17 protein-coding genes are annotated in these 23,678 nt (G+C 42.5%); 2 read left to right on the top strand and 15 right to left on the bottom strand.

Annotated elements, in window-relative coordinates:
- Positions 1-32: 32 nt before the first annotated feature.
- The 12 genes from MHI33_RS05270 to MHI33_RS05215 form a co-directional block, all read right to left on the bottom strand.
- Positions 33-1,778 (bottom strand): phospho-sugar mutase, encoded by a 1,746-nt coding sequence (locus MHI33_RS05270; RefSeq protein WP_340909672.1) that lies wholly within the window; start codon positions 1,776-1,778, stop codon positions 33-35.
- Positions 1,779-2,092: 314 nt separating this feature from the next.
- Complete coding sequence (gene glpD / locus MHI33_RS05265) at positions 2,093-3,754, bottom strand: glycerol-3-phosphate dehydrogenase (RefSeq protein ID WP_340909669.1); 1,662 nt, start codon at positions 3,752-3,754, stop codon at positions 2,093-2,095.
- A gap of 139 nt (positions 3,755-3,893) precedes the next feature.
- Positions 3,894-5,390: a glycerol kinase GlpK gene (gene glpK / locus MHI33_RS05260; protein WP_268506930.1), complete on the bottom strand. Its 1,497-nt coding sequence runs from the start codon at positions 5,388-5,390 to the stop codon at positions 3,894-3,896.
- 15 nt (positions 5,391-5,405) lie between these two features.
- Positions 5,406-6,221, bottom strand: a complete 816-nt coding sequence (locus MHI33_RS05255; RefSeq protein WP_340909665.1) for an MIP/aquaporin family protein — start codon at positions 6,219-6,221, stop codon at positions 5,406-5,408.
- 213 nt (positions 6,222-6,434) lie between these two features.
- Complete coding sequence (locus MHI33_RS05250; protein ID WP_003212480.1) at positions 6,435-6,992, bottom strand: glycerol-3-phosphate responsive antiterminator; 558 nt, start codon at positions 6,990-6,992, stop codon at positions 6,435-6,437.
- Positions 6,993-7,173: 181 nt separating this feature from the next.
- Positions 7,174-8,514, bottom strand: a complete 1,341-nt coding sequence (locus MHI33_RS05245; protein ID WP_126741914.1) for an aspartate aminotransferase family protein — start codon at positions 8,512-8,514, stop codon at positions 7,174-7,176.
- 255 nt (positions 8,515-8,769) lie between these two features.
- Positions 8,770-10,362 carry a PucR family transcriptional regulator gene (locus tag MHI33_RS05240; protein WP_340909661.1) on the bottom strand — a complete coding sequence of 531 codons (1,593 nt, stop codon included), beginning with the start codon at positions 10,360-10,362 and terminating at the stop codon, positions 8,770-8,772.
- Between the two features lie 32 nt (positions 10,363-10,394).
- Positions 10,395-11,312, bottom strand: a complete 918-nt coding sequence (locus MHI33_RS05235; RefSeq protein WP_003212117.1) for an AEC family transporter — start codon at positions 11,310-11,312, stop codon at positions 10,395-10,397.
- Positions 11,313-11,399: 87 nt separating this feature from the next.
- A complete protein-coding gene (locus MHI33_RS05230) occupies positions 11,400-11,816 on the bottom strand; it encodes a VOC family protein (RefSeq protein WP_034620024.1) in 417 nt (138 codons plus the stop codon).
- A 128-nt stretch (positions 11,817-11,944) separates the two neighbouring features.
- Positions 11,945-13,483: a bifunctional GNAT family N-acetyltransferase/carbon-nitrogen hydrolase family protein gene (locus MHI33_RS05225; protein WP_003211656.1), complete on the bottom strand. Its 1,539-nt coding sequence runs from the start codon at positions 13,481-13,483 to the stop codon at positions 11,945-11,947.
- Positions 13,484-13,498: 15 nt separating this feature from the next.
- Entirely contained in the window at positions 13,499-14,164 is a 666-nt protein-coding gene (locus MHI33_RS05220) for an HAD family hydrolase (RefSeq protein ID WP_003211898.1), read from the bottom strand.
- A 309-nt stretch (positions 14,165-14,473) separates the two neighbouring features.
- Complete coding sequence (locus MHI33_RS05215; RefSeq protein ID WP_003212251.1) at positions 14,474-14,824, bottom strand: DUF5365 family protein; 351 nt, start codon at positions 14,822-14,824, stop codon at positions 14,474-14,476.
- Positions 14,825-14,932: 108 nt separating this feature from the next.
- Here MHI33_RS05215 and MHI33_RS05210 point away from each other — a divergent pair, with 108 nt between their 5' ends.
- On the top strand, positions 14,933-15,841 hold the full coding sequence (locus tag MHI33_RS05210; protein ID WP_065098958.1) for an RluA family pseudouridine synthase: 909 nt from the start codon (positions 14,933-14,935) through the stop codon (positions 15,839-15,841).
- 36 nt (positions 15,842-15,877) lie between these two features.
- On the opposite strand, the gene MHI33_RS05205 is transcribed toward MHI33_RS05210, so the two are convergent.
- The 3 genes from MHI33_RS05205 to MHI33_RS05195 all read right to left on the bottom strand — a co-directional run bounded on the left by MHI33_RS05205 (position 15,878) and on the right by MHI33_RS05195 (position 22,860).
- The gene (locus tag MHI33_RS05205; RefSeq protein WP_185107634.1) at positions 15,878-16,444 is read right to left on the bottom strand and encodes a class D sortase; all 567 of its coding nucleotides are present in this window, start codon (positions 16,442-16,444) and stop codon (positions 15,878-15,880) included.
- A 46-nt stretch (positions 16,445-16,490) separates the two neighbouring features.
- Positions 16,491-19,394, bottom strand: a complete 2,904-nt coding sequence (locus MHI33_RS05200; RefSeq protein ID WP_340909655.1) for a 5'-nucleotidase C-terminal domain-containing protein — start codon at positions 19,392-19,394, stop codon at positions 16,491-16,493.
- An 85-nt stretch (positions 19,395-19,479) separates the two neighbouring features.
- Positions 19,480-22,860: a CheR family methyltransferase gene (locus tag MHI33_RS05195; RefSeq protein WP_340909652.1), complete on the bottom strand. Its 3,381-nt coding sequence runs from the start codon at positions 22,858-22,860 to the stop codon at positions 19,480-19,482.
- Positions 22,861-23,004: 144 nt separating this feature from the next.
- On the opposite strand from MHI33_RS05195, the gene MHI33_RS05190 reads away from it, so the two are divergent.
- Positions 23,005-23,649, top strand: coding sequence for a spore coat protein (locus MHI33_RS05190; protein WP_065098961.1), 645 nt, complete (start codon positions 23,005-23,007; stop codon positions 23,647-23,649).
- Positions 23,650-23,678: the final 29 nt, after the last annotated feature.

The following is a 23,678-nucleotide window of genomic DNA, read 5'->3' as shown; positions in this document are numbered from 1 at the left end:
CCATCATGTATTCACACAATGGCCTTGTTTGTTTATTTAGCTGTTTCTTCCACAATTTCATAAACGACTTTCATCACTTCTTCTGACAAATGCTTCAGCTTTTCTTCGCTATCTGTTAACGATGTACCTTTGACAGCAATATAAAATTTCACTTTAGGCTCAGTTCCGGAAGGTCTTAAGCAGAACCACGAACCATCCTCAAGGAAATATTTCAGCACGTTTGATGCTGGAAGGTGAATGGTTTCTTCTTTCTTTTCGGCAATCAGATATCTTTGACTTGATTGGTAATCCTCGATGACAGTGATGCGCTGACCCGCGATAGCAGCTGGCGGATTTGTTCTAAAGGTATGAAGGATCGCTGAAATTTGCTCTGCTCCTTCTTTTCCTTTTAAGGTTAACGACTTTAACCCTTCCCGGTAAAATCCAAACTCCTTGAAAATATCAACAAGCGCATCATACAAGGACTTGCCTTGTTTTTTATAGAAAGCAGCGACTTCGACAGCTAACAGCGCTGCTTGCACGGCATCTTTATCTCGGGCAAAGTCACCGATCAAATAGCCATAGCTTTCTTCGTACCCGAATTGAAACGTGTATTCCCCGCTCTCTTCGAATTGCTTGATTTTTTCACCGATAAATTTAAAACCAGTAAGCGTGTCAATCGTATGGGCACCAAATGCTGAAGCAACAGCACGCCCGAGCTCACTTGTGACAATCGTTTTCATCACAACAGGACGAGGCGGCAGCTGACCAAGCTTTTGTTTTTCAGACAATAAATAATGGAGCAATAGGGCTCCTGTTTGGTTGCCTGTTAAGACGGTAAACTCTCCATCATGATCTCTGACCGCAATACCTAGCCTATCCGCATCTGGGTCTGTTGCAATGAGGATATCGGCATTCTGCTTTTCGCCAAGCTTGATGGCATACTCAAATGCTGCATGCTCCTCTGGATTTGGCGATGTCACTGTTGAAAATTGTGGATCTGGTCTTTCTTGTTCAGGTACAACGGTTACGTGCTGATAGCCTAAAGCTTGAAGCCCTTTTCGGACAGGCTCGTTGGCCGTACCATGAAGCGGTGTGAAAACGACTTTGACATCGACCTCATCTGCCAGCTCAGGGTGCACACTGATGGTTTTTAATTTTTCAATATAAGCATGATCGATTTCTGCTCCGATCATGTTGATCAGCCCTTGTTGTTTTAACATTTCTTCTGAATCAACTGAAATCGACAGTTCATTTTCTATTGCATCTACTTCTTGAATGACTTGATCTGCTTGAAGTGGAGGCAGCTGTCCGCCGTCTTCTCCATATACTTTATAGCCATTATATTCTGGTGGATTATGACTTGCTGTTACGACAATCCCAGCAAATGCATTCAGCTCTCGTACAGCAAAGGAGAGCTCTGGTGTTGGACGCAGTTCGTCAAATACGTATGTTTGAATGCCCTGCGCGGCAAGAGTTTTGGCTGCTTCCATCGCAAATTCAGGCGATTTATGGCGTGAATCATATGCAATGGCGACGCCTCTTCTTTTTGCATCCTCTCCATGTTTCGCAATATACGCAGCAAGACCTGCAGATGCTTTACGAACCGTGTACACATTCATTCGGTTCGTGCCAGCACCAATCTCCCCGCGCATTCCTCCAGTGCCGAACTCAAGGTTTTTGTAGAAACAGTCTTCAAGTGCTTGTTGATTATCTTGATGTGCCTCCAGCCATTCCCTTAGCTCAGTATCCAGGTGCTTCTCATTGATCCATCGCTCATAATTCGTCTTCCAACTCATGGTCGTCCTCCCAGCTCTTATCATCAATAAAATAACCTCTACTGCTATTTTATATGGAATCAACCTTTATGTCATGCTATATCATTGAGAGATGAAGAAAATGCTGAACAAATAAAAAAAGCCGATGCATGATCGGCTTTTACTTATTGCTGACAAAGGGCTAAAATGATCTTTATTTTAGTTCTTTGGCTTCCTTTCAGCGTAGTCTGAAAACCCTTGAAGTCTAGAAAGGACGAGCACCGGCGCACAGACCAGACAAAGAATGCGAGGGTTTGTCTACACGCTGAAAAGCCGATACATGATCGGCTTTTCTTTTATTCAGCATCAAGCGGTACAACTGCTTCATGGAATAGTTGATCTAATTCTGTTTGATGCTTCTGTTTTACTGCTTCATCCCAGCCAAAACGCTCTGCCATATAATCAGCGACTGGCTGTGCATATTTTTTTGCCCAGTTGATATTAAATAGTAGGCTTCCTGTTCTTCTTAAGAAGAAATCGACAGGAGTAACAGCTAATTCTTCTTCGATTGCATAGACAAGCTCTGCGAGTACATACGCTGGAATGTTTCGTTTGTCTGCTTCACCTTGAAGCTGCTCTACACGCTTGAAGAGACTGCTGACGTTTGAGCCATATTTTTCGGCGAGTTTTTGAGCAATCGGTTCTGTTAAACCAACAGATGCTCCTTCTGCTGTTTTCGCTTGGACAAAGGCAGCCATATTTTTAGATCCGCCTACATGACCGCCTGAAATTGGCATATGCTTTGTTTTACATGGCCCGAAGTCTTTGCCTGTTTCTTCTTTCAGTCCATCACGTACAAGATTCACAATGTGCTCAGCCATTTTGCGGTAGCCTGTTAATTTACCGCCAGCAATGGTGATTAAGCCTGAAGATGATGTCCATACTTCATCCTTACGAGAAATTTCTGAAGGGTCTTTGCCCTCTTCATGAATAAGTGGACGAAGACCAGCCCAGTTAGATTCAACATCTTTTTCTGTAATATTGAGATCAGGGAACATGTATTGAATCGCTTTGATGACATAATCTCGATCTGCTTTTGTCATACGCGGATGTTCCAACTGCTTTTTGTACACTGTATCTGTTGTTCCAACGTACGTTTTTCCTTCTCTTGGAATCGCAAAGACCATCCGTTTATCAGGTGTGTCAAAGTAGATCGCTTGTTTTAATGGGAAGACTGATTGGTCGAATACTAAGTGAATACCTTTTGTATGCTGTAAATGCTTCCCTTCTTTTGAGTGATCCTTGTCTCTTAGTTGATCGACCCATGGACCTGTCGCATTGACGATTTTCTTCGCATATACATCGTAGGTTTTCTCCGTCATGACATCTTCAATGACAACACCGACAACTTTGCCTTTATCATAAATAAATTCTTTTACTTTCGCATAGTTGACCGCTTCTGCTCCGAATTTCACAGCCTCTTTCATGACTTCGATTGTAAGGCGTGCATCGTCCGTACGGTATTCAACATAGTAGCCACCGCCTTTTAAGCCGTCCTTTTTCACAAGCGGTTCTTTTGCAAGTGTTTCCTTCGCGGTCAGCATGCTTCTGCGTTCGCTATGCTTGACGCCAGCTAAAAAGTCATACACTCTAAGCCCAATGGATGTTGAAAACTTACCGAATGTCCCGCCTTTATGCATCGGCAGAAGCATCCATTCTGGTGTTGTCACATGAGGACCGTTTTCGTATACAATGGCACGCTCTTTACCGACCTCTGCGACCATTTTTACTTCAAATTGTTTTAAATAACGAAGTCCACCGTGCACTAGTTTCGTTGAGCGGCTAGATGTACCTGCTGCGAAATCCTGCATTTCTGCAAGACCGACGCGCATTCCCCGTGAAGCCGCATCAAGTGCTGTACCCGCGCCTGTAATACCCCCACCAATGATAAACACATCATATGGTTTTTTTGTCATTTCCTGCAGCATTTGTTCTCTTTCTAAGCTAGAAAAAGTCATCTCTTGTTCCTCCCATGTTGTACGGTAAAGAAGAAGAGACCGCAAACACCCAAAGCGTATTTCTACACTTCGGTGCCTGCGGTCTCTCCAGTTCTCCAACCGTTCTATTAACTTAATTGAAGTATACCATACTTTTGGCTTATTTGAAAGCTTGAGCTGCTTTTACAGCCTTTTTCCACCCGCTGTATAACGAGTCACGGCTGTCTTCTTCCATCTTAGGATCAAAGCGCTTGTCAAGGTTCCATTGTTTTGCAATGTCTGAACGGTCGTTCCAGAAGCCAACTGCTATTCCCGCAAGATAGGCCGCACCGAGTGCCGTCGTTTCATTAATTTCTGGACGCTCTACAGGCACATCCAGTAAATCACTTTGGAAGCCCATTAAGAAATCATTTTTTACAGCTCCGCCATCCACACGCAATGTTTTTAATGAAATGTTTGAATCCTTTTCCATCGCATCTAACACATCTTTCGTTTGATAAGCAAGTGATTCTAACGTTGCACGGACAAAGTGCTCTTTAGAGGTACCGCGTGTTAACCCGAATACAGCGCCTCTGACATCACTATCCCAGTATGGTGTGCCTAGACCAACGAATGCCGGAACGACGTATACGCCATCTGTTGACTCAACGCGCTCTGCATAAGCTTCGCTGTCTTTCGAGTCTTTAAACATTCTGAGTCCATCACGCAGCCACTGAATCGCTGAGCCAGCAACGAAAATACTTCCTTCTAAAGCATATTCAACTTTGCCGTCAATGCCCCATGCAATCGTCGTTAATAAACCATGATCCGACTTAATGGCTTTTTCCCCTGTATTCATCAACATGAAACATCCTGTACCATATGTGTTCTTCGCCATTCCTTCTTCAAAGCAAGCCTGACCGAATAAAGCAGCCTGCTGATCTCCCGCCGCTCCTGCAATCGGAATATTTCTGCCAAAGAAGTGATAGTCTGTTGTTTCACCATAAATGTGTGAAGATGGTTTCACCTCTGGAAGCATAGAAGCCGGTACGCCAAGGATATCAAGTAATTCTTGATCCCATTTCAGATCGTAAATGTTGAACATTAATGTTCTTGACGCATTGGAGTAATCTGTGACGTGTGATTTACCGCCTGTCATCTTCCAAATAAGCCAAGTATCGATTGTGCCAAACAGTAAGTCGCCATTTTCTGCTTTCTCACGGGCACCTTCTACATTGTCTAATATCCATTTTACTTTTGTACCTGAGAAATAAGCATCGATGAGAAGACCTGTTTTATTTCTAAACGTTTTACTGTGTCCTTGCGCTTTTAACTCTTCACAAATGCCAGATGTTTGTCTTGACTGCCAAACAATTGCATTGTAAATAGGTGCGCCTGTATGTTTATCCCAAACAACCGCTGTCTCACGTTGGTTCGTAATTCCGATACCAGCGATTTGGTCTGCTTCAATTCCTGATTCAATTAAAGCAGTTGAAATGACCGATAGAACAGAGCTCCAAATTTCATTTGCATTGTGTTCTACCCAGCCTGGGTTCGGAAAATATTGATTAAATTCCTTCTGAGTTGTATGTGCAATTTTGCCTTCTTGATCAAATAAGATCGCTCTTGTGCTTGTTGTCCCTTGATCTAATGCAAGAATATATTTTTCTTTTGTCATGATGTTTTCCTCCCCTTACATACTTTCATTTACAGCATTTGTTTGGTTTTTCGTAGTGATATAGAGTCCTAACAATACCACAACTAAAATAACGCTTACAATCCAAAAGGCTGGTGTGACGTTCGCTTTAAAGGCTGCATTGTAGAAAACACCGCCAAATGCACCGCCTAAAATTGGACCAACGACTGGCACCCAAGCATACTTCCAGTTCGATGGGCCTTTCCCTGGAATCGGCAAGATCGCATGTGCGATTCTCGGACCTAAATCACGTGCAGGGTTAATTGCATAACCAGTTGTTCCACCTAAAGAAAGACCAATTGCAACAATTAAGAAACCAACAATCAGCGGATTGACTCCGTCTGCAAATTTATTTGCACCAATCGCTAAGATTCCTAGAACCAATACAAATGTACCGATGACTTCACTAAGTACGTTTGCAAAAGTATGCGGAATCGCAGGACCAGTTGAGAATACGCCTAGCTTTGCACCTGGATCATCTGTTGCTTTCCAGTGCGGTAAGTAATGTAAAAAGACAATAGTAGCCCCTATTAGTGCACCAAGCATTTGACCAACAATATACATTGGAACATCAGCCCAAGGAAAAATTCCTTCTAGCGCAAGCCCAATTGTGAGTGCAGGGTTTAAATGCGCTCCGCTAATTCCACCAGTTGCATATGCTGCAATGGCTACTGCAAATCCCCATCCGAAAGCGATTACAATCCAGCCGGATTGATATGCGAGTGATTTCTTTAAATTAACTGCCGCACACACACCGCCCCCAAAAATAATGAGCAGCATTGTACCTACGACTTCTCCCCAAAATGGTGTCATGAAAAATTCCTCCTCTGGTTCAGTTGCCATCCCCTATGAATGTGTAGAAAAGATAAAGAAAAAGATCCACAACAAACATACTTTACATCAGGGTCATTTGTCACCTAGTAAAGCGTTGTTGTGGATCTCCGTTTCTCCATCACATGATATTAACTTAGTGCAATAGTATCAGAGGATGAAAACGTTGTCAATAAATATTCACATTTTATCTTTTCACTTTTGGAACGCTTTCCAAAGGGTGGTATTTGAGGTCGTCACAGCTGTAGCCCCTGCTTCAAGCGCTCTTTCTACATCTTCTTTTGTACGGATAAATCCGCCTGCAAAAATCGGGATCCCAGTTCGCTCGCGCACTTCTGTAATTAAATCTGGCACGACGCCCGGCAATACTTCAATAAAATCTGGACGATGTTTCCCAACGAACTCCATGCTTTTTTCCATGGCACTCGTATCAAGTAAAAACATTCGCTGAATGGCATATACCTTTTTTTGCTTGGCTTTTACTATGACAGAAGACCTAGTAGAAATTATTCCTGCTGGCTTCATTTCCTGACAAATAAATTCCGTTCCATACTCATCATGTTTAATCCCGTGAATGAGATCGACATGGACAAACATTTTTTTGTGATGAGCATTTGCCTCATTCATGATGCCCTTAAGCCGGCCTAAGTGAACATCAAGTAAAACACCATATGTAAATGGGCTTTTTAAAAATTCCTCAAATTGCTTCATATTGCGTACAGCAGGTAAAATGGGTTGATCATGAAAACTCATAAGCCGTCTCCTTCAAAAGTGTATTGGATCAGTCTTCTCCTAACAGTAATTGAAACTCTTCTATTTTTCAATACACCTAGTGTGCCCAATACCGATTTCATCTCACATCATCTTCATAGAACTAGCTCAAAATGATGGAAAGCAAACTTTTATTCCATAAAAAAAGCAGAGAAGTTCTCTGCTATAGCTGTGCCATGCTTTCTTTTAAGGTATTGATGATAAATGAGGCGTCATCATCTGTTATATTAAGCGGCGGTGCAAGCTGGGCAACGTTATTATAGCCCGCCACTGTATCCCCATTTTTCCCGATGATCAGTCCGCGTTTTTTACATTCAGCAATCAATTGACCGACGACATGTGGCTCAGCTGGCTTTTTGGATTGTTGATCCTGAACAAGCTCTATGCCAAACAGCAAGCCTTTTCCTCTGACATCTCCGACAAATGGGTGTTCTTTTAACTCTTGCAAACGTTCAAGCATATCCCGGCCGAGCGCATCGGACCGTTCAACTAATTGCTCGTTTTCCATAATCTCTAGGTTGGCAAGTGCCACCGCACAGGAAGCAGGGTGCCCGCCAAATGTATTCACATGACGCAGCCTGTCATACGTATCTTCTCCTGCATAGGCTTCATAGATTTCTCGTTTCACGCACGTTGCAGAAAGCGGTAAATAGCCGCTTGTGATCCCTTTTGCCATGGTGATAATATCCGGCTTTACTTCCTCATGCATAAAACCAAACCGCTTCCCTGTCCGGCCAAATCCGCAGATGACTTCATCTACAATGAGGAGCGCTCCATGAGCTTCACAGATGTCTTTGACCTTCTTCAAATACCCTTTTGGCGGCATTAGGATACCTCCGCCCGTAATGATCGGCTCCATAATGACCCCTGCTATCGTCTCACTTAGTTCCCACGTCATGGCCTGATCAATGGCCGCAGCACTTGCCAAATTCTCTTGATCCTCAGGATGACGATACACATCAGGCGGTGCGACATGAATAAAGCCCTGACCTAATGGTTCATATTTATATTTACGCTGCGCTTGACCGGTTGCAGCAAGAGCAGCTGCTGTATTGCCGTGATACGACCGGTACCGGGAGATGAACTTTGTCCTAGCACTCTCTCCTTTTTGCGCATGATATTGTTTGGCCATTTTAAATGCAGCTTCATTGGCTTCAGAACCGCTGTTAGAAAAGAAGATGACATAGTCCCCGCCAAGCCACTCATTTAGCTTTTCAGCCAGCTGAATCGCCGGCACGTGGCTTTGTGTAAGCGGATAGTAAGGCATTGTCTTTAATTGCTTATACGCCGCTTCTGCAAGCTCTTTCCGGCCATATCCGGCATTTACACACCAAAGGCCTGACATCCCGTCTAAATAACGATTTCCATGAATATCTGTCACCCATGCGCCTTCTGCCTCGTGAATGACCATACTTTCATTTTCCTTGTTTGTTCCTTTCATTTGATGCCAGATCAACTGATCATCTTTTGCCTGAAGATTTTGAGCCTGCTCATGTATTTTCATCTTCCCGCCCCCATGTATCCGTTTTCATCATTAAAGAAGCTTAGACCAATTCAGCAGCACATTGCCTCTCCATTCATTATATGGATGAAACGTGAGGCATATGAAACTGGAACCAGGCCGCCCGTAAGAGAGAACCAATCGTTACTTTCATTATAAAAAAGGGGTCAGGCCGATTACATTAGACAGATCGTCAACTGATTGAACACCAGCATAAGACACTTTTCTTGATGCCTTGGCAAAATGGAGCACACTCTGCTAACGTCGATTTCCTTGCAGGAATTCATAAGCAAGAATCGCAAATTCAAGCGCCTGTCGTTTCGGCGCCTGCATCATATCCTCACCGAGCAAGGCATGCAGTTTATCCAGTCTATGATAAAGGGTTTGCCTAACAATATAAAGCTGGCTTGCGGTTTCTTTTTTAGAACCGTTTGTCTGTAAAAAGATATTCAGCGTTTGATAGAGTCTCCCGTTATTTTGATTATCGTATAAAATCACGGGCTCTAAATACTCTTTCACCATACATTCAAGCAGACCGCTTTCCTTCATCATAGGCATGAGACGGAGCATATGTAGATCTTGGTAAAATGGACTTTCCACCCGCTGAGGCATCACTTTTTTTAAATGCAGCACTTCTTTGGCTGCTTGAAAGCTTTTTCTCATGTGCTGAAACTTTTCACAATATTGCCCGATACCAAAATTGATCTCGTCCCCTCGGGGCTGCTCTCGGTCATACAATTGTTTGATGTCGTTTGCAGCCTTTTCTGCACGCTCTTTCCAGTCCTCTTTCTTTCTCGTGTTTAATAAAATAAACAAGGTTTGTTCTTGATACTCATATGCAATCAGATGGAAACCCGCACGCTGAAAAATGGAGCGGCAAGAGACAAGAAAGTAAAGATTCCCTGCGATTTCTTCAATTTGATGATGCTTTTGAAAGAGCAAGACTACGCAGCCAGTTGGCTTTTTCACCCCTTCTGTTTCTTCAAGGTGCTCTATGATCTCTTGTTCTGTATGCTCTTCTTGAAACCATTTTTGCAGCCATTCAATTTCTTTTGTCTTCTTCAGCTCTTCTGTATAAAGCTCTCTTAATGTTTGCTGGGCTAGAGCATTCGCTCCTTTATCCATCACAAGCAGTTCGAATTCAGAGAGCATGTCCGCTTGATGAATGAGCACAAGATCTGCAAATGTTTGTTTGAGCGCAAGCACTTGTTTTTGTGTCACTTCGTATCCTTTTGGCACGGAAGCAAACTGCAAATAATTCATGACCAGATCTTCCGTTTGTTTGGAAGAATCACATAAAATAATCGGCTCGCCCTGAACAGGGAGGAGTAAAAGAATCCCCCTTACGTGCTGATACACTTGATCCAAAATATCCATCTGCGGATGCGGGGTCAGTAAAAGCTCATTTAGCTTTGATGATAGTGCTTCTAAATCAGCCATCATTTGATACTGACGCTCGATCATCATCGTATGAAGATGCTGCGTGATGTTGACGAACTTCACTTCTTTTGTAAACAGAATAAGTGGAAAATCTCTTTCTTCTGCATAAGTCAGTAATTCTTCTGGCACTTCGAATCTTAGCGGAACAAATTCAATACACAAGCCGGCCGCCCCTGAATCAATCAGCTGTCGTAAAAACGCTTGAAACACATCCAGTTGATCATGGAAGCCTGCGGCTGTCGTTAATATCAGCTCGCCTCCATTTAATAAATCCTCTACATCAGGCACTTCTAACACATGTATCCATTTGACCTGCCGAAACAATCCTTTTTCCCCTGCTAACACTTTTGCATGCGCAAAATGCTTCGTTTTCAACACGTCACTCACTTGGAAATGAACATCTACATTCATTCATATGTCCCCCTTTGTTTGCCGCCTATCCCCTATCCCAGAGGGTGCATGGATAAAATCCATAATAAAACTGGTAATGTCACGATACTTAAGATTGTACTGAGAAATGTCGTGCTTGAAACAAACTCAGGCTTCGTTCGAAATTGTACAGCCATCAGCGTGGTATTTGCTGCTGTCGGCATGGCTGCCACTAAGATCATAATTTGTTTCACCATATCATCTACCGGTAAAATAAGCGTAAAGCCAAATGCAATAAGTGGGGAGATAAACAGCTTCAGCAATACAGCATAAGAAATATTGCGATAATCCACTTGCTTAAAAGAGATCACAGCAAGCTGCATACCTAAAATAAGCATAATCGTCGGTATGGCAGCATTCCCTACAAGCTGAATACCCGTCATCAGCTCTTTAGGTAATGAAAGATCAATCAGCTGAAATAATAGACCGATGAGTGCCCCGTAAGCAACCGGCATACGCAGCACTTTTTTCAAGACGACCTTTCCATCTCCCGCATCCTCTCCGCCCTTTGCTGCATAATACATGCCGATTGTACTCATGACAAGCTGCTGCAGCACCATCAACACAATCGCAATATCCAAACCTGCGGCTCCGAAGACAAGCAGCACAACAGGCGTGCCATAGTTTCCATTGTTCATAAAAGCTGACGACAGAATCATGGCGCAATACGTTTCATTCGAATACCCATAAATACGAGATAAAATAAAAACACATAAAATAAGTGCAAGACAAAGCCCGACAACAAAAATGGATAAATACACATAGTCCATCGACACTTTGTTTTGATAAAAGGTTTCAAACGCAAGAAATGGTGACATTAAATATAAAGACATTGATGAGAGCGTATGTATGTCAAAACCAATCGCCTTCTGCCCGATATACCCGATCAGGAATATGCCGAACACTGGCAGTAAGACAAGTAAAAACTCCATGCTGCACCTACTTTTCTCTAGTTGAATTCCAGATTCCTTCTGCTCCTCATTATCATACCACTGATAAACAATAAAAAAGAAGCACCCTTATGAAAGGCCGCTTCTTTCCTCATCCATATAAAACACTTCCCACAAATGACCATCAAGATCCTGAAAGCTCCATCCATACATGAACTCATGATCCTGCTTCTCCTTAAACGGTGAACCCCCTGCCGCCATTGCCTTCTCGACAAGCTCATCGACCTCTTCTCGTGAATGAACACGCATAGAGATAATCACCTCTGATGCCTTTTTTGCATCCACTAATTGTTTCTCTGAGATGGATTGAAAATGCCTAAGAGATAACAGCATAACGGTGATCGTGTCATCAATGACCAAACAGGCCGCCTGATCATTCGTGAACTGCTGCTCAAAGTCAAAGCCCAGCTGCTCAAAAAAAGCGATAGATTCCTTCACATGATTTACCGGCAAATTGATATACAGATGTTTAGATTGTCGCCCCATGTTCCTCTCCTTTTTGAACACATAATCTCCTTTCAGTATATTCAGCTTTTTCTCCAGCATCCCTTTGGCAATTGAAAAAATCTGATGTCATCAAAAAGTAGCGCCTCAACAATAGGCGCTTCTTTTCATTATTTCTTATATTCAATATGGTACACGTCTCTTCTTCGGTCTTTCAGCTGACGTACGGTCCCATCTTGCCTTTGTCTTCTTAAAATTTCTAAATCGACATCACCTACGACGACCATCTCAATGTTTGGATTACACTCTCCTACAATCCCATCTCTTGCAAATTCAAAGTCTGATGGGGCAAATATAGCCGATTGCGCATATTGAACATCCATATTTTCGGTTTGCGGAAGGTTGCCAACTGTTCCCGAGATGACGGTATAAATCTGGTTTTCAACCGCTCTCGCCTGTGCACAGTAACGTACTCTTAAATAGCCTTGGCGGTCTTCTGTACAGAACGGAGTGAAAATAATTTTCGCTCCTTTGTCAGCTGCGATCCGTGCAAGCTCAGGGAATTCAATATCGTAGCAAATTTGGATCGCAATTTTGCCGCAGTCCGTATCAAATACCCGAACCTGGTCACCAGCTGAAATCCCCCACCATTTTCTTTCATTCGGCGTGATATGAAGCTTATATTGCTTTTCAATCGTTCCATCACGTCTAAATAAATAGGCGATATTGTAGATTTTCCCTTCCTCTTCTACAAAGTGGGACCCGCCGATGATATTAATGTTATATTTCACAGAAAGGTCTGTGAACAAATTAATGTAGTCCTCGGTATATTCCGTGATTCGCTGCACAGCAAGACTTGGTGACCGCTCTTCTAAATAAGACATGAGCTGCGTCGTGAAAATTTCTGGGAATACCGCAAAGTCAGCTGATGCATCTGATGCGACATCCACATAATACTCGACCTGATTCATAAATTCTTCAAAGGAGTGAATTTGTTTCATCGCATATTGAATCACACAAATTCGAACAGGGAACGCCGATTTAAAATATCTTTTCGATTGCGGGCGATAATCGACATTGTTCCATTCCATTAACGTGGCATATGTGCTGGATGCTTTATCATCCGGCAAGTAATTCGGATTGATCCGCATGAGACTAAATTCATTTAACAGCTGAAAAGATAAAACGGGATCATAGATTTGGTGAATCGTGACCTGCTCTACATACTGGCGAGGCGTCATTTCCTCTTGGTATTTATGATAATTCGGAATGCGTCCGCCAATGATGATGCTTTTTAAATTTAATCTTCTTGCTAAGTCTTTTCTTGCTTCATACAAACGATGTCCAATTTTCATGCGGCGGTACTCAGGACTCACCATGACTTCGATTCCGTACATATTCATCCCATCAGGATTATGGTTTGTGATGTACCCATCATCTGTAATGTCCTGCCACGTGTGGCGATCATCGTATTCATCAAAGTTAATTAATAAACTTGAACAAGAGCCAATGATTTCCCCCTCGAATTCAGCACAAAACTGTCCTTCTGGGAAATGCTCAAGGTGGCTTTCAAGATGCTCCCGTTTCCAAGGATCCATGCCCGGAAAACATACCTCTTGTAAGGCAATGATTCGATCAATATCCTCTTCATGGATATTACGGATCACTATTCTTTTTTCAAACCGCGTTAAGTCTAGTTTTTCTGCCATGATGTATTTGCCCCCTTACTGATCCTCTTTTTCAAGCTGATGGAATAGCTGGAGCAATTCGATTTCAGCCATGGATTCTAATCTGACATCATATTCTTCAAATTGCAGCGTGCTCGTCACTTTGTTTGGGACGATGACACATTTCATACCTGCCCGTTTGGCAGCTACTGATCCATTTACAGAATCCTCAAATGCCACACAATCTTTTGGCTCTACCCCTAAGCAGCGTGCGGTTTGCAAATAGAGCTCTGGATTTGGTTTCACTTCTTCCACATCATCTGACGTGCGGATACATTCAAAATAGTCGAAAAGACCAATCTGCTTCAGGTGATCAGACACCCATTTATAGTCTGAGCTGGAAGCAAGTCCAATCTTGATCCCCAGCTCCTTTGCTGCTTCTAAATAAGCTTCTACACCAGGTCTTGCTGATTCGTCCTTCATTCTTTTTTGAAAACGAGAACGCCGATCTGCTGTGAGTGTCTCATGATCCAGCGTCTTCCCTAGCTGCTTTTCCAAATATTCAAATGGCTTAAAGCCTGCCTGCGTACCAATGACCTTGCCCCATACGGAAAGAGGCAGATCTGACTCATGCTCCGCAAACATTTCTTGTAAAACCTCATATTCATGTGTTTCTGTATCTAAAATTAATCCGTCAAAATCAAATATAATCGCCTTTACCAACGAGGCCACTCCTTTTTTTACAAAAGTCTTAAAGATATACTCAATGCTATCATATCGTGAATAAAATTGACTTTCAAAGATGAATGTCTGCTAAAATGATTATGTATAAAAGGAGCCTGCACCGTTTTGTCAGGCTCCTACTCGTGTTCGGTTCATTCTGCAAGAGATCCAAGCGCTCCGATTCGTGGAGAAATAGGCAATGTTGAAAAAGAGCGGGTTTGGTATTACAGATCTTAAAGGTTTCTCCGTTCCCTTAAAAATAGTATGTGCGAGGTCCTTGTAAGTTAACAAGGAAGTTCACACCATCTTTTACGCATTTTGAAGGTGACGGCTGGCAAAATCGTCTAGATCAAACGGAAAAGAAAAGCCGCAGGCATTGACCTGCTCACGGTTTCGCTCGAATAGTTCACGATCTCGTTTAGTGAGATGACGTTTCGGTTTTACAATGATGGTATGTAATAGCTGAAGTCCCGATAAAATACGAAAAGCATCATCCATCGTCCCGTTATATACGCCATCAATAAAGGTAAGGGAGCGATCTTTTTGACGCATATCCCGTTGCTGTCCATTGACAGCATGAGAAAGAAGATCTTCAACATCCTTTGATATTTCTTCAATTGCCTGCTCTTGCAGGTCTGTAGCAGCTTTCATTAATCTCACGTGACATCTACCTCTCTGTCGTTATTCTCCATTCAGAATAGCACAGAAAAAAAGGCGTTCGCCAAGGTAAGTGTTTCCTATATATACCCATAGAGAGGAACGGATATCATGATCATAAAAGGACACACGCTCTCACTCAAAGTAGACGAGCAGTATCATCACACTTCACTCAGTCATTTTTTAAAGACAGCCGTCTTTGCATCAAAACCGATTATTCATTTTTGGATGGAGCATCAAAAAGTTCGTTTAAATCAAAAGCCTGCCCATCACGCGGCTAAAGTCAGTCAAGGCGATCAGATCATCATTGATTTATTTGAAACAGAAGAAAGTGATGTGACACCGGAATACGGTGAATTAGAGGTACTCTTTGAGGACGAGCATTTATTAATTGTGCAAAAACCTGCCGGCCGGCCAACTCATCCGAATGAACAAGGACAAACAGGCACACTGGCAAATCTTGTGGCATTCCATTTTCAAGCAAATGGAGAAGAAAAGCGGGTAAGACATATCCACAGGCTAGATCAAGACACGAGCGGCACCGTCATTTTTGCAAAGCATAGGTTAGCCCATGCGGCTCTTGATCAAATGCTTTCTAAAAAAACAATCAAACGCACATACATCGCCATCGCAGAGGGACTTTTCAAAAAAAAGAAAGGCACCATCGAGGCAGCGATCGGCCGTGACAAACACCATGCAGTCAGACGAAGAATCTCCCCTAATGGGCAAAAAGCTGTGACTCATTTTCAGGTCATGGACATGAATAAACGTCTGCAACTGACAGCCGTTAAACTTCATTTAGAAACGGGTAGAACGCATCAAATTCGTGTCCACCTGAGCAGTCTCGGGCATCCACTAGCTGGGGATACATTATATGACGGAGTTCGTGATTACATCAACAGGTGTGCTCTTCACGCCAAGCAAGTAGACATGAAACATCCTTTTACAGGTGAGCATCTGATCATCGAAGCACCTCTACCACCTGATATGGACCAGCTCATGAGTCAAATCATCCATTAACAAAAGAGCCTGCGTTTGAAAGCAGGCTCTTTTTCTTTATTCAGACACTCTTTTTGCATAAATAATATACCGCTCTGGCGCATTGCCGACGAAATGAAAAGGATAGCATGTGGTTAAGACCAGCTCTTCCTTTTCATTCTGCAACGTAATGATGGATGTATCATGCTGATCAACAATTTTCGTATGTGTGATTTCATATATAAATTCACCATACGGCACAGTGATTTTCAGCTGATCTCCAATATCCAGTTCGCCTGTCCTGCGAAACACCGTGTCACGATGGCCAGAAAGGACGATTTGTCCATTTTGATCAGGATAATAACTGCCTTTGTAGTGTCCTACTCCCTTTGCTAGGTCATCCGCATCCGTCCCTTCGACAATGGGAAGGTCTGCTTTTAATTTTGGAATCGTCAGGATGCCAGAAGCTTTCCCCACTTCTGGAGCAAACTGCTTCTTGGACATCCCTTGATCGTCCGCCACGACCTTCTTCGCTTCGTCTAATGATTGGGCGGTTTGAAGATGAGTAGAGGCGATTTGCCAAATTCCCCAGCCGAGCAGCACAATCCCGGCTGTCATCACAGTCAGTGCAAGCCACTTTTTCATGCTTAAACTCCTTTGCCTGTTACGTTTCTCTTAGATGATACGCTTTTTAGCTTGCTGCTTTTTCTTCTTGTTTTGCTTTTTGAATTCGTCCTTCTTTTTGATACACAATGGAAGCTCCCTCAAAGCTTTTCACAAAATCGACAGTGGCTTCTAAGTCTTCTGGGCCTGTTTCAGGGTTTTGCCCAAGCCTGCCTATTGGTGCATATTTACTGCCAGTTGCAGTTGCCATGAAGTTATTCACAGTGAGTGTATACGTTTGATCGAGAGCTACGGCTGAACCATCTGGCAGCTTCAAGTCGACTACTTTATATGTTACAGGATCATAGGAATATGAAAAGCCTGAAATGCTATAATCTGGTCCAAATTGCGGAGAAATTTGTGCTTCTATGATCTCTACTAAGTCTTTTCCCTTGATCTCTAGTTTGACTAAAACGTTACCAAATGGCTGAATATTAAAGAGATCTCCCCATGTTATCGGCCCTTTTTCAAGGTTTTGCCTAATGCCGCCTCCATTCATCATGGCAAAGTCACTTTTCATTGAATATCTCATACCATCCGCAATCAAATTACCAAGCGGCGTGTCTCCATCATTTGAATAGCCGCCTTCCATTTTGACCCTGGCTTCTCCAACAACCTCACTAATAATCGGCTCCACTTCTTTCCCGTAATGAGCCAAGATGTCTGCTGCTTCCTTGTCCTTTTCTATACCAGATTGATCTACATACTGGATATTCGCACTCTTTTTGACGATATCCTTCGTTTTACGGTCAAGTGTCACATTGACTTCGCCAATCGCCTTCCCGTATTCAAAGGCTTGCACAATTAATTTTCCATCGACCTCTCCATTGACCACTTCGTGATTATGCCCTGCAAAGATGACGTCAATTTCATCATCACCTTCTTTGGCAAGCTTTGCACTCTCCCCAGTGATCGTATCGCCATTTTGAGAGGCTGTCATATGAGCTAAAACCGCTATAGCTTTAACTCCTTTTTGTTTTAATTCCTTCGTGGCTTCATTCACAGCTTTGACTTCATCTGTAAACTGAATGTCTTTAATCCCTTCTGGCATGACCATTCCTGCGGCTGACTTGGTCACAACGCCGATAAATGCGACTGGGATTCCTTCGACATCGATGATTTCATAAGCCGGTAAAAGTGGTTTGCCAGTATCCTTGTATTCACAGTTCGCACAAACGAGCGGAAAGTTCTGTCCGTCATATCCCTTTGTGCCTTTAGGATGATCTCCGCCATTTAAGATACGCAATAGCTCGTCTACCCCTTCATCGAATTCATGGTTGCCGACCGTGCCGACATCAAAGCCAATGTTCTCCATGAGTTCAACGGTTGGTTCATCTTGCAGAAGAGAAGATATTGGAGAGCTCCCGCCAATCATATCTCCAGCATGGACCGTGATCGTATTTTTGTGCGCTGCTTGTTTTTGCTTCATATAGGCCGCGACATAATCCATCCGCCCATACATGCCTTTATTGCCATCATCTTTTAGATCCAACTCGTATTCTTGATCAATTTTACCGTGTAAATCATTCATACTTAAAATCGTTAATGGTACTTTGCCCGATTTCTTTGCCGGCTGATAACCAGCCTGCTCTGCTTCTTCTTTGGAAGCAAAAAAGATCCGTTTATCCACATCGATTTCTTTCCATTTGTCAGGGGACACGTAGGTTTTGACAGATGAATCACCAACATAGCGTGTCAGTCCTTTTTTCTGTTCACGTGCTCTAAATTCAAATGGCTGTTCCAGCAGAGGGTCCGCTTCGTTCCATATGCCCAGTCCTTTTTCCTTTGCTTCTTTTACTGCTTTTTGAAACGTATGATAGTCCTTTTCATCTCCAACTGGCCAGATGAAATAAGTAGGGGCATATCCTTTTTTCACAAGCTCTAGATTTGTATTTAACCCTTTTTTGGTTTTCACTTGAGCTAAAAGACGTCCATAGTTATCTTTCGCTTCAGGACCAATCTTTAATGTGACTTGGTCACCGCTTGAAAGTAGTGTTTTTAAATAGTCAGTCGCTTGCTGTCCAAAACGCAATTGGTTTTTGTCTAATTCGCTTTTTGGCTGATGATACGTTTCCGGCGTGTCCATATTCACAAAACGCACCTTTGTTGTACCTAGAACGGGCTTCTTTAGATGAATCGTATCTCCATCCACCACACGGTCAACCGTTGCTTTGTATTCTTTCTTCATCTTTGGCGGCTTTGGCTGACGTTTCAGCAGGTTGATATCATCCTTATGTCTTGGAAGCAACTGCAACGTATCATACCTGCTTAACACCCCTGTAAACTCGTACCATTTTCCTGTCTTTACTTTATCAATCGCATTCGTATCGACCATCACTCTCAAAGTGGTGCTGTGATATTTTTTATCAATGATCACTACATTGTATCCACCGCCAGCCGGCTGCGCTGGTTTTGTTTCTACATAACCTTTGACCTTCACTAATCTTCCTTCATGCTTACCTGCTTGTTCCGTTTCTAGCTGCTTCACAGACACTCGTTTCGCCTTTGGCAAGGTTTGGTTCACAGCATCTATCTTCAGACTGCCTTGATCTGGCACAATTTCAATCAGTCCTTTATAAGACGTGATTTTACCAGTCACTGTCACCTTCATCCCTGCTTTTAGTTCCGGGAAGTGATTGGGCTGCGCTGAATAAACATTGATTCCAGCTGATTTGTCTTGAATGTATGTGGACAGTTTCCCATTGCCTACAGCTGATTGATCTGCTGTCACAATTCCGCTCACTGTCACGGTCTCTCCTATGAGCTGACGGGCTTTTTTGATGTGCACAATCTTTTTTTGTTTCCACACCATTTCTTTCTTTTCAGATGCATTGACCTCGCTCCCTGCGGACATACCAGGCAATAAGGATTGCAAACTAAAGATCACCAAAACCAAACAACAAATCATTCGAATAGATAGCATTCGTTTCATTAGACCTCTCCCCTTTGCGCTTCATCTCTCATAGTGTACAAAGTAAATATTGATGTTGAATGGATTTCATGTAAAACTTGTCTTTTTAACTCATTGGAAAGGTAATAATTACTCGTGTCCCCTCAAAGTTTTTGCTTTCAAAACGAATGGTGCCGCCATGGCTTTCAATGATTTTAATGGTCATCATTAAACCAAGGCCTGTCCCCTTTTCTTTTGTTGTATAAAATGGTTCACCGAGTTTCCCTATTTCGTCCTCTGGTATTCCCTTTCCTTGGTCTTCAAATATCAACATCATTTGATGATCTTTCATGAGAGAGGTCACCTTGATGACGCCTGTCACACCATCCATCGCTTCTATTCCGTTTTTAAGGATGTTTAGGAAGACTTGTTTCAGTTCATTCGGAATGCCTTGAATGTTAGGGAGCGACGGAGACAGCTTTTTCTGAATGGAAACACCTTTTAAGACCGCCTGGGATTCAACGACCATGATCACTTCTTCGAGCAGAAGATTGACATGTACCGGTTCAAATTTCACCGATTTGCTTCTAGAAAGAACGAGGAATTCATTAATAATTGACTCGAGCCGATTAAACTCTGACATCATCACATCTGCATAATCTTTCTGATACTTTTTACTTTGAATCATCAGCTGTAAAAATCCTTTTAATGATGTCAGCGGGTTCCGTATCTCATGAGCGATGCCTGCTGCAAGCTGCCCTACTGCTGACAGCATCTCTGATTTCATCAGCATCTTCTCTGACTGCTTTTGATTGGTGATATCCTCTGAAATCCGCATGACGGTTGACTGCATTTTGTCAGGGTCATCGATTCGATGTAAAGAGACTCTCTCCCATCGTTCGCGTCCAGATAAATCTTGAAAGTACAGCTCACCTGTCCAGCTGCCCTCTCTTAAACAAACCTTCCATTGCTTCTCTAAATCATCACATTGACATAGCGAATGATAGACAGAAAAAATATCTTTGCCGATCAGGTCAAATTCATGCTGCTGGACAAACTGACAGAAACGCTGATTCACGCATTGGATGACTCCTTCCTCAGTTGCCACAACAATATGAATATGGCTGTTATCAAGTGCCGTCACCGCTAGATGAAGCGACTGCTTGATTTTCGTTACTTCAGTCATTTTAATCCAAGTCATCACTGCTCCTTCATGTTCTTCATCGAAGATGGGTGTGATGTGAACGGTGAATTGCTCGCCTTCGTTCGTTTCAATTTCACGTTCGATCGCGCGTCTATCCGAGATGACGGATTGGATATCATGATAGAGCGTTTCCTGCGTAAGCTTTTTAGCCATCGACCGAAAGGATTGCTGATGTCTGATTTTCGCAGAAGTAAATAAAGAGGCAGCTGTAGGAGTGTAATAGCGAATATTCATGTCCCTGTCCACAAACAACGTCGCAAGCTCCGGCTTGACAGAGGGTCTGTACAGTTCTTCTCTTGTCACCCTCAAGTTGTTTATGATATTTATATAATGCTCGTGTTTTTTCTCAAACTCCTCTAATTGCGTGTGTTTTGCTTTTAATTGAGCCCTTGCCGCCTGCTCCTTTTGTTTGACTTCATTGAGTTCATTTTCTAAATCGACAATACGCTGTTGATAGACTGAATTCTGATCTGACATCCCTATGTCCCTGCCGTTCTTTTGATTTTTTCCTCTCTCATTCATTCGAATGAGAATGACGTAAACTCCCTTAAAACGGCGGTCAAAACTTTTCACGGTAAAATCTGCATACTGCTTGCTGCCTTTTTCCGAAATGAGAACATGTTGAAACACAACCTCTGTCTCGTCTGTCCACACCTTTTGAAAGGTTTGACTGAGCATCTCTTTCATATAATCAGGTGTCACATATTCACATGATTGATCTGACACTTCTGTATGGTCTAAAAAAGAATACGCACCCTTTGATACTGCCAGGATTTTATCACTATCATTGATGATCATACATGCATCATAATCCTTGCTTACTTCTTGCATATATTGTTCGGCTCGCGCTTTCAACTCGATATCACGAGCGTCTGGTGTCCAAGGAACATGTGGTTTTGAAACGTTTGAATGGGTGTAAATGTTCCATTTTTCATTGAACAAATGAAACAAACGAGGGATATTGGGTACAGTTTCATTTGGCCCTAATATCAACATCCCTTGATCTTTTAATGCATATTGGAATCGGGACAATACTCGTTTTTGCACTTCAGGCTGGAAGTACATCAGAACATTTCGGCAACTGATAAAATCGAGGTGGATAAAAGGTGAATCGATCAATAAATTGTGAGGTGCAAAAACAATATGTTTTCTAAGCGACTGCTTCACAATAAAAGCGTCACCTTTCCTTTCGAAATATCGCGTCCGCCATTTTTCCGGCATCCTTGCCATAGACTCTACTGAGTAAAGACCTTTACTAGCTGTTTGAATGGCTTTTCGGTTGATATCTGTTGCAAATACTTGAAGTTCAATGGTCACTTGTCTTCTCTTCATTTCTTCTAAAAATAAGATCGTAAAAGAATAGGCTTCCTCTCCTGTCGAACATCCCGCAATCCAAATACGGCATCGAGATTTCCCGTTTTTCACCGCATTTTCAATGATCGACGGAATGATCTGATGTTCACATACACGAAAAGCCTCCATATCCCTAAAAAAAGATGTCATACCGCTTAGAAGCTGTACGTGCAGAAGGTCAAGCTCATCTGGTTCTCTTTCTAATAAGCAGTCGTACTCTGCTAATAATGAAATCCGTTTTTTTGCAATCCTCATTCGTTTTTGAATGACAGATAGCAGCCTTTTCTTTTGATAAGTTGAAAAGGCAATGCCTTTATACATTTCAAGACGTTCAATAATTCTCAGTAATACAGGATCTGCCTCATCGATGTGCGGAACGTTAATGATATTGGCGATAAATGCCGCAAGGGTGGAAGGGTCTTTGAATGTTTGTTGATACAAGGTGTCAAAACCACTTTCTACCTCACTGCACGATAAAGCTGTACCGCCCTGCTCAACCAACTGAAGCAAGCCACTTCCCACACAATGACCTTTTTGAAAGAAAATCGCAAAAGCCTCCTCCTTTTGAACGCTGGCGAGAGACTGAAAAAGCAAATCCACAGAGCAAGCCATGCACGGAGGCAGCTGCTCTGATAGGTGCAGCCGCTGATCTTCTGTTAACGTCACTACCGCATGCTGTGGACAAAAATAAATCGTCTTCTTCATGACTTTCTCACCATGTTTAATCGTTTTTGCCCGGTAGCCAATCGGTAAAACAAGTGCTTCCAAATCAGTTATACAATCGCCTGTCACATGATTTTGTACAACAATAAAAGAGGCATTTAGTTCATGTGGAAATGATTGAAAAAAAGCCTCAAGATGATGCTGTTCAAACGGCGAAACACCGATGCCAATCACTGGTGCCTGCACATGTTCGTCTTCTATCAAACGATTAATGATTTTGTCCTGCATCTGGTACCCCCATGTTCATTCGTCTGATACTTTTTTTCGACAAAAAGGAAGAAAACCCTCTAATTGTAAATAATGTTTTTTGCATGAAAGAAGGAAAACATCCTCACATTAAAACTGATTGTATAAACAGAAGGAGGAATCTCAATGCAAAACGATCAGCAGACAAACGTTCAAGGAAATGTCCAGCAGCCTCAATTCAATCATGGCGGGCATGAGTTATTTGATTTACATGAAGTATTAGCAGGGACCATTAATATTTTGGATCAATACATGATCTTTCGCCAATTCATCCAAGATCCCGCATTATCCGACATTTTAGATCGACAATATCAATTTGTATTGTCACAGTATAATGTCACGGTAGATTGTTTTTCTACTGGTCAAAAGCATAGTGAAGAAACATCTACGTATATGATGAAAGAACAAACACAGGTGACATACGGAATAAAACCATCTCAGCCTAAGAAGCCAAATCAATCGTTACAGGATGTAAAGGACTCGGGAATTACAGGGCATATGCTAGGTCTCGTGAAATCACATGCTGGATTACTTTCAATGACTGCACTAGAGGTAACAAACCCTGTGGTGCGACGTGTGCTTGCAGCGCAAATTCCGAACTTTATTGAAATGGCGTATGAAATTTTCTTATATCAAAATAAACATAGCTATTATCAAGTTCCGCAGCTTACAGCTCAAGATATGCAGGCGATGACGTCTACATTTGCCCCAATGAAGGGCCAAGTTCAAATGCCGCAAAACAAAGCCAATCAGCAAAAACCGCTTCATTAAACAAAGAACGGCCGACCTATATCCTCAGG

This window comes from Bacillus sp. FSL K6-2971, from assembly GCF_038006405.1.
Classification (GTDB): domain Bacteria; phylum Bacillota; class Bacilli; order Bacillales; family Bacillaceae; genus Bacillus; species Bacillus pumilus.
The sequence above is the reverse complement of the archived record's forward strand: the minus strand, read 5'-3'. Positions and strand labels throughout refer to the sequence as shown.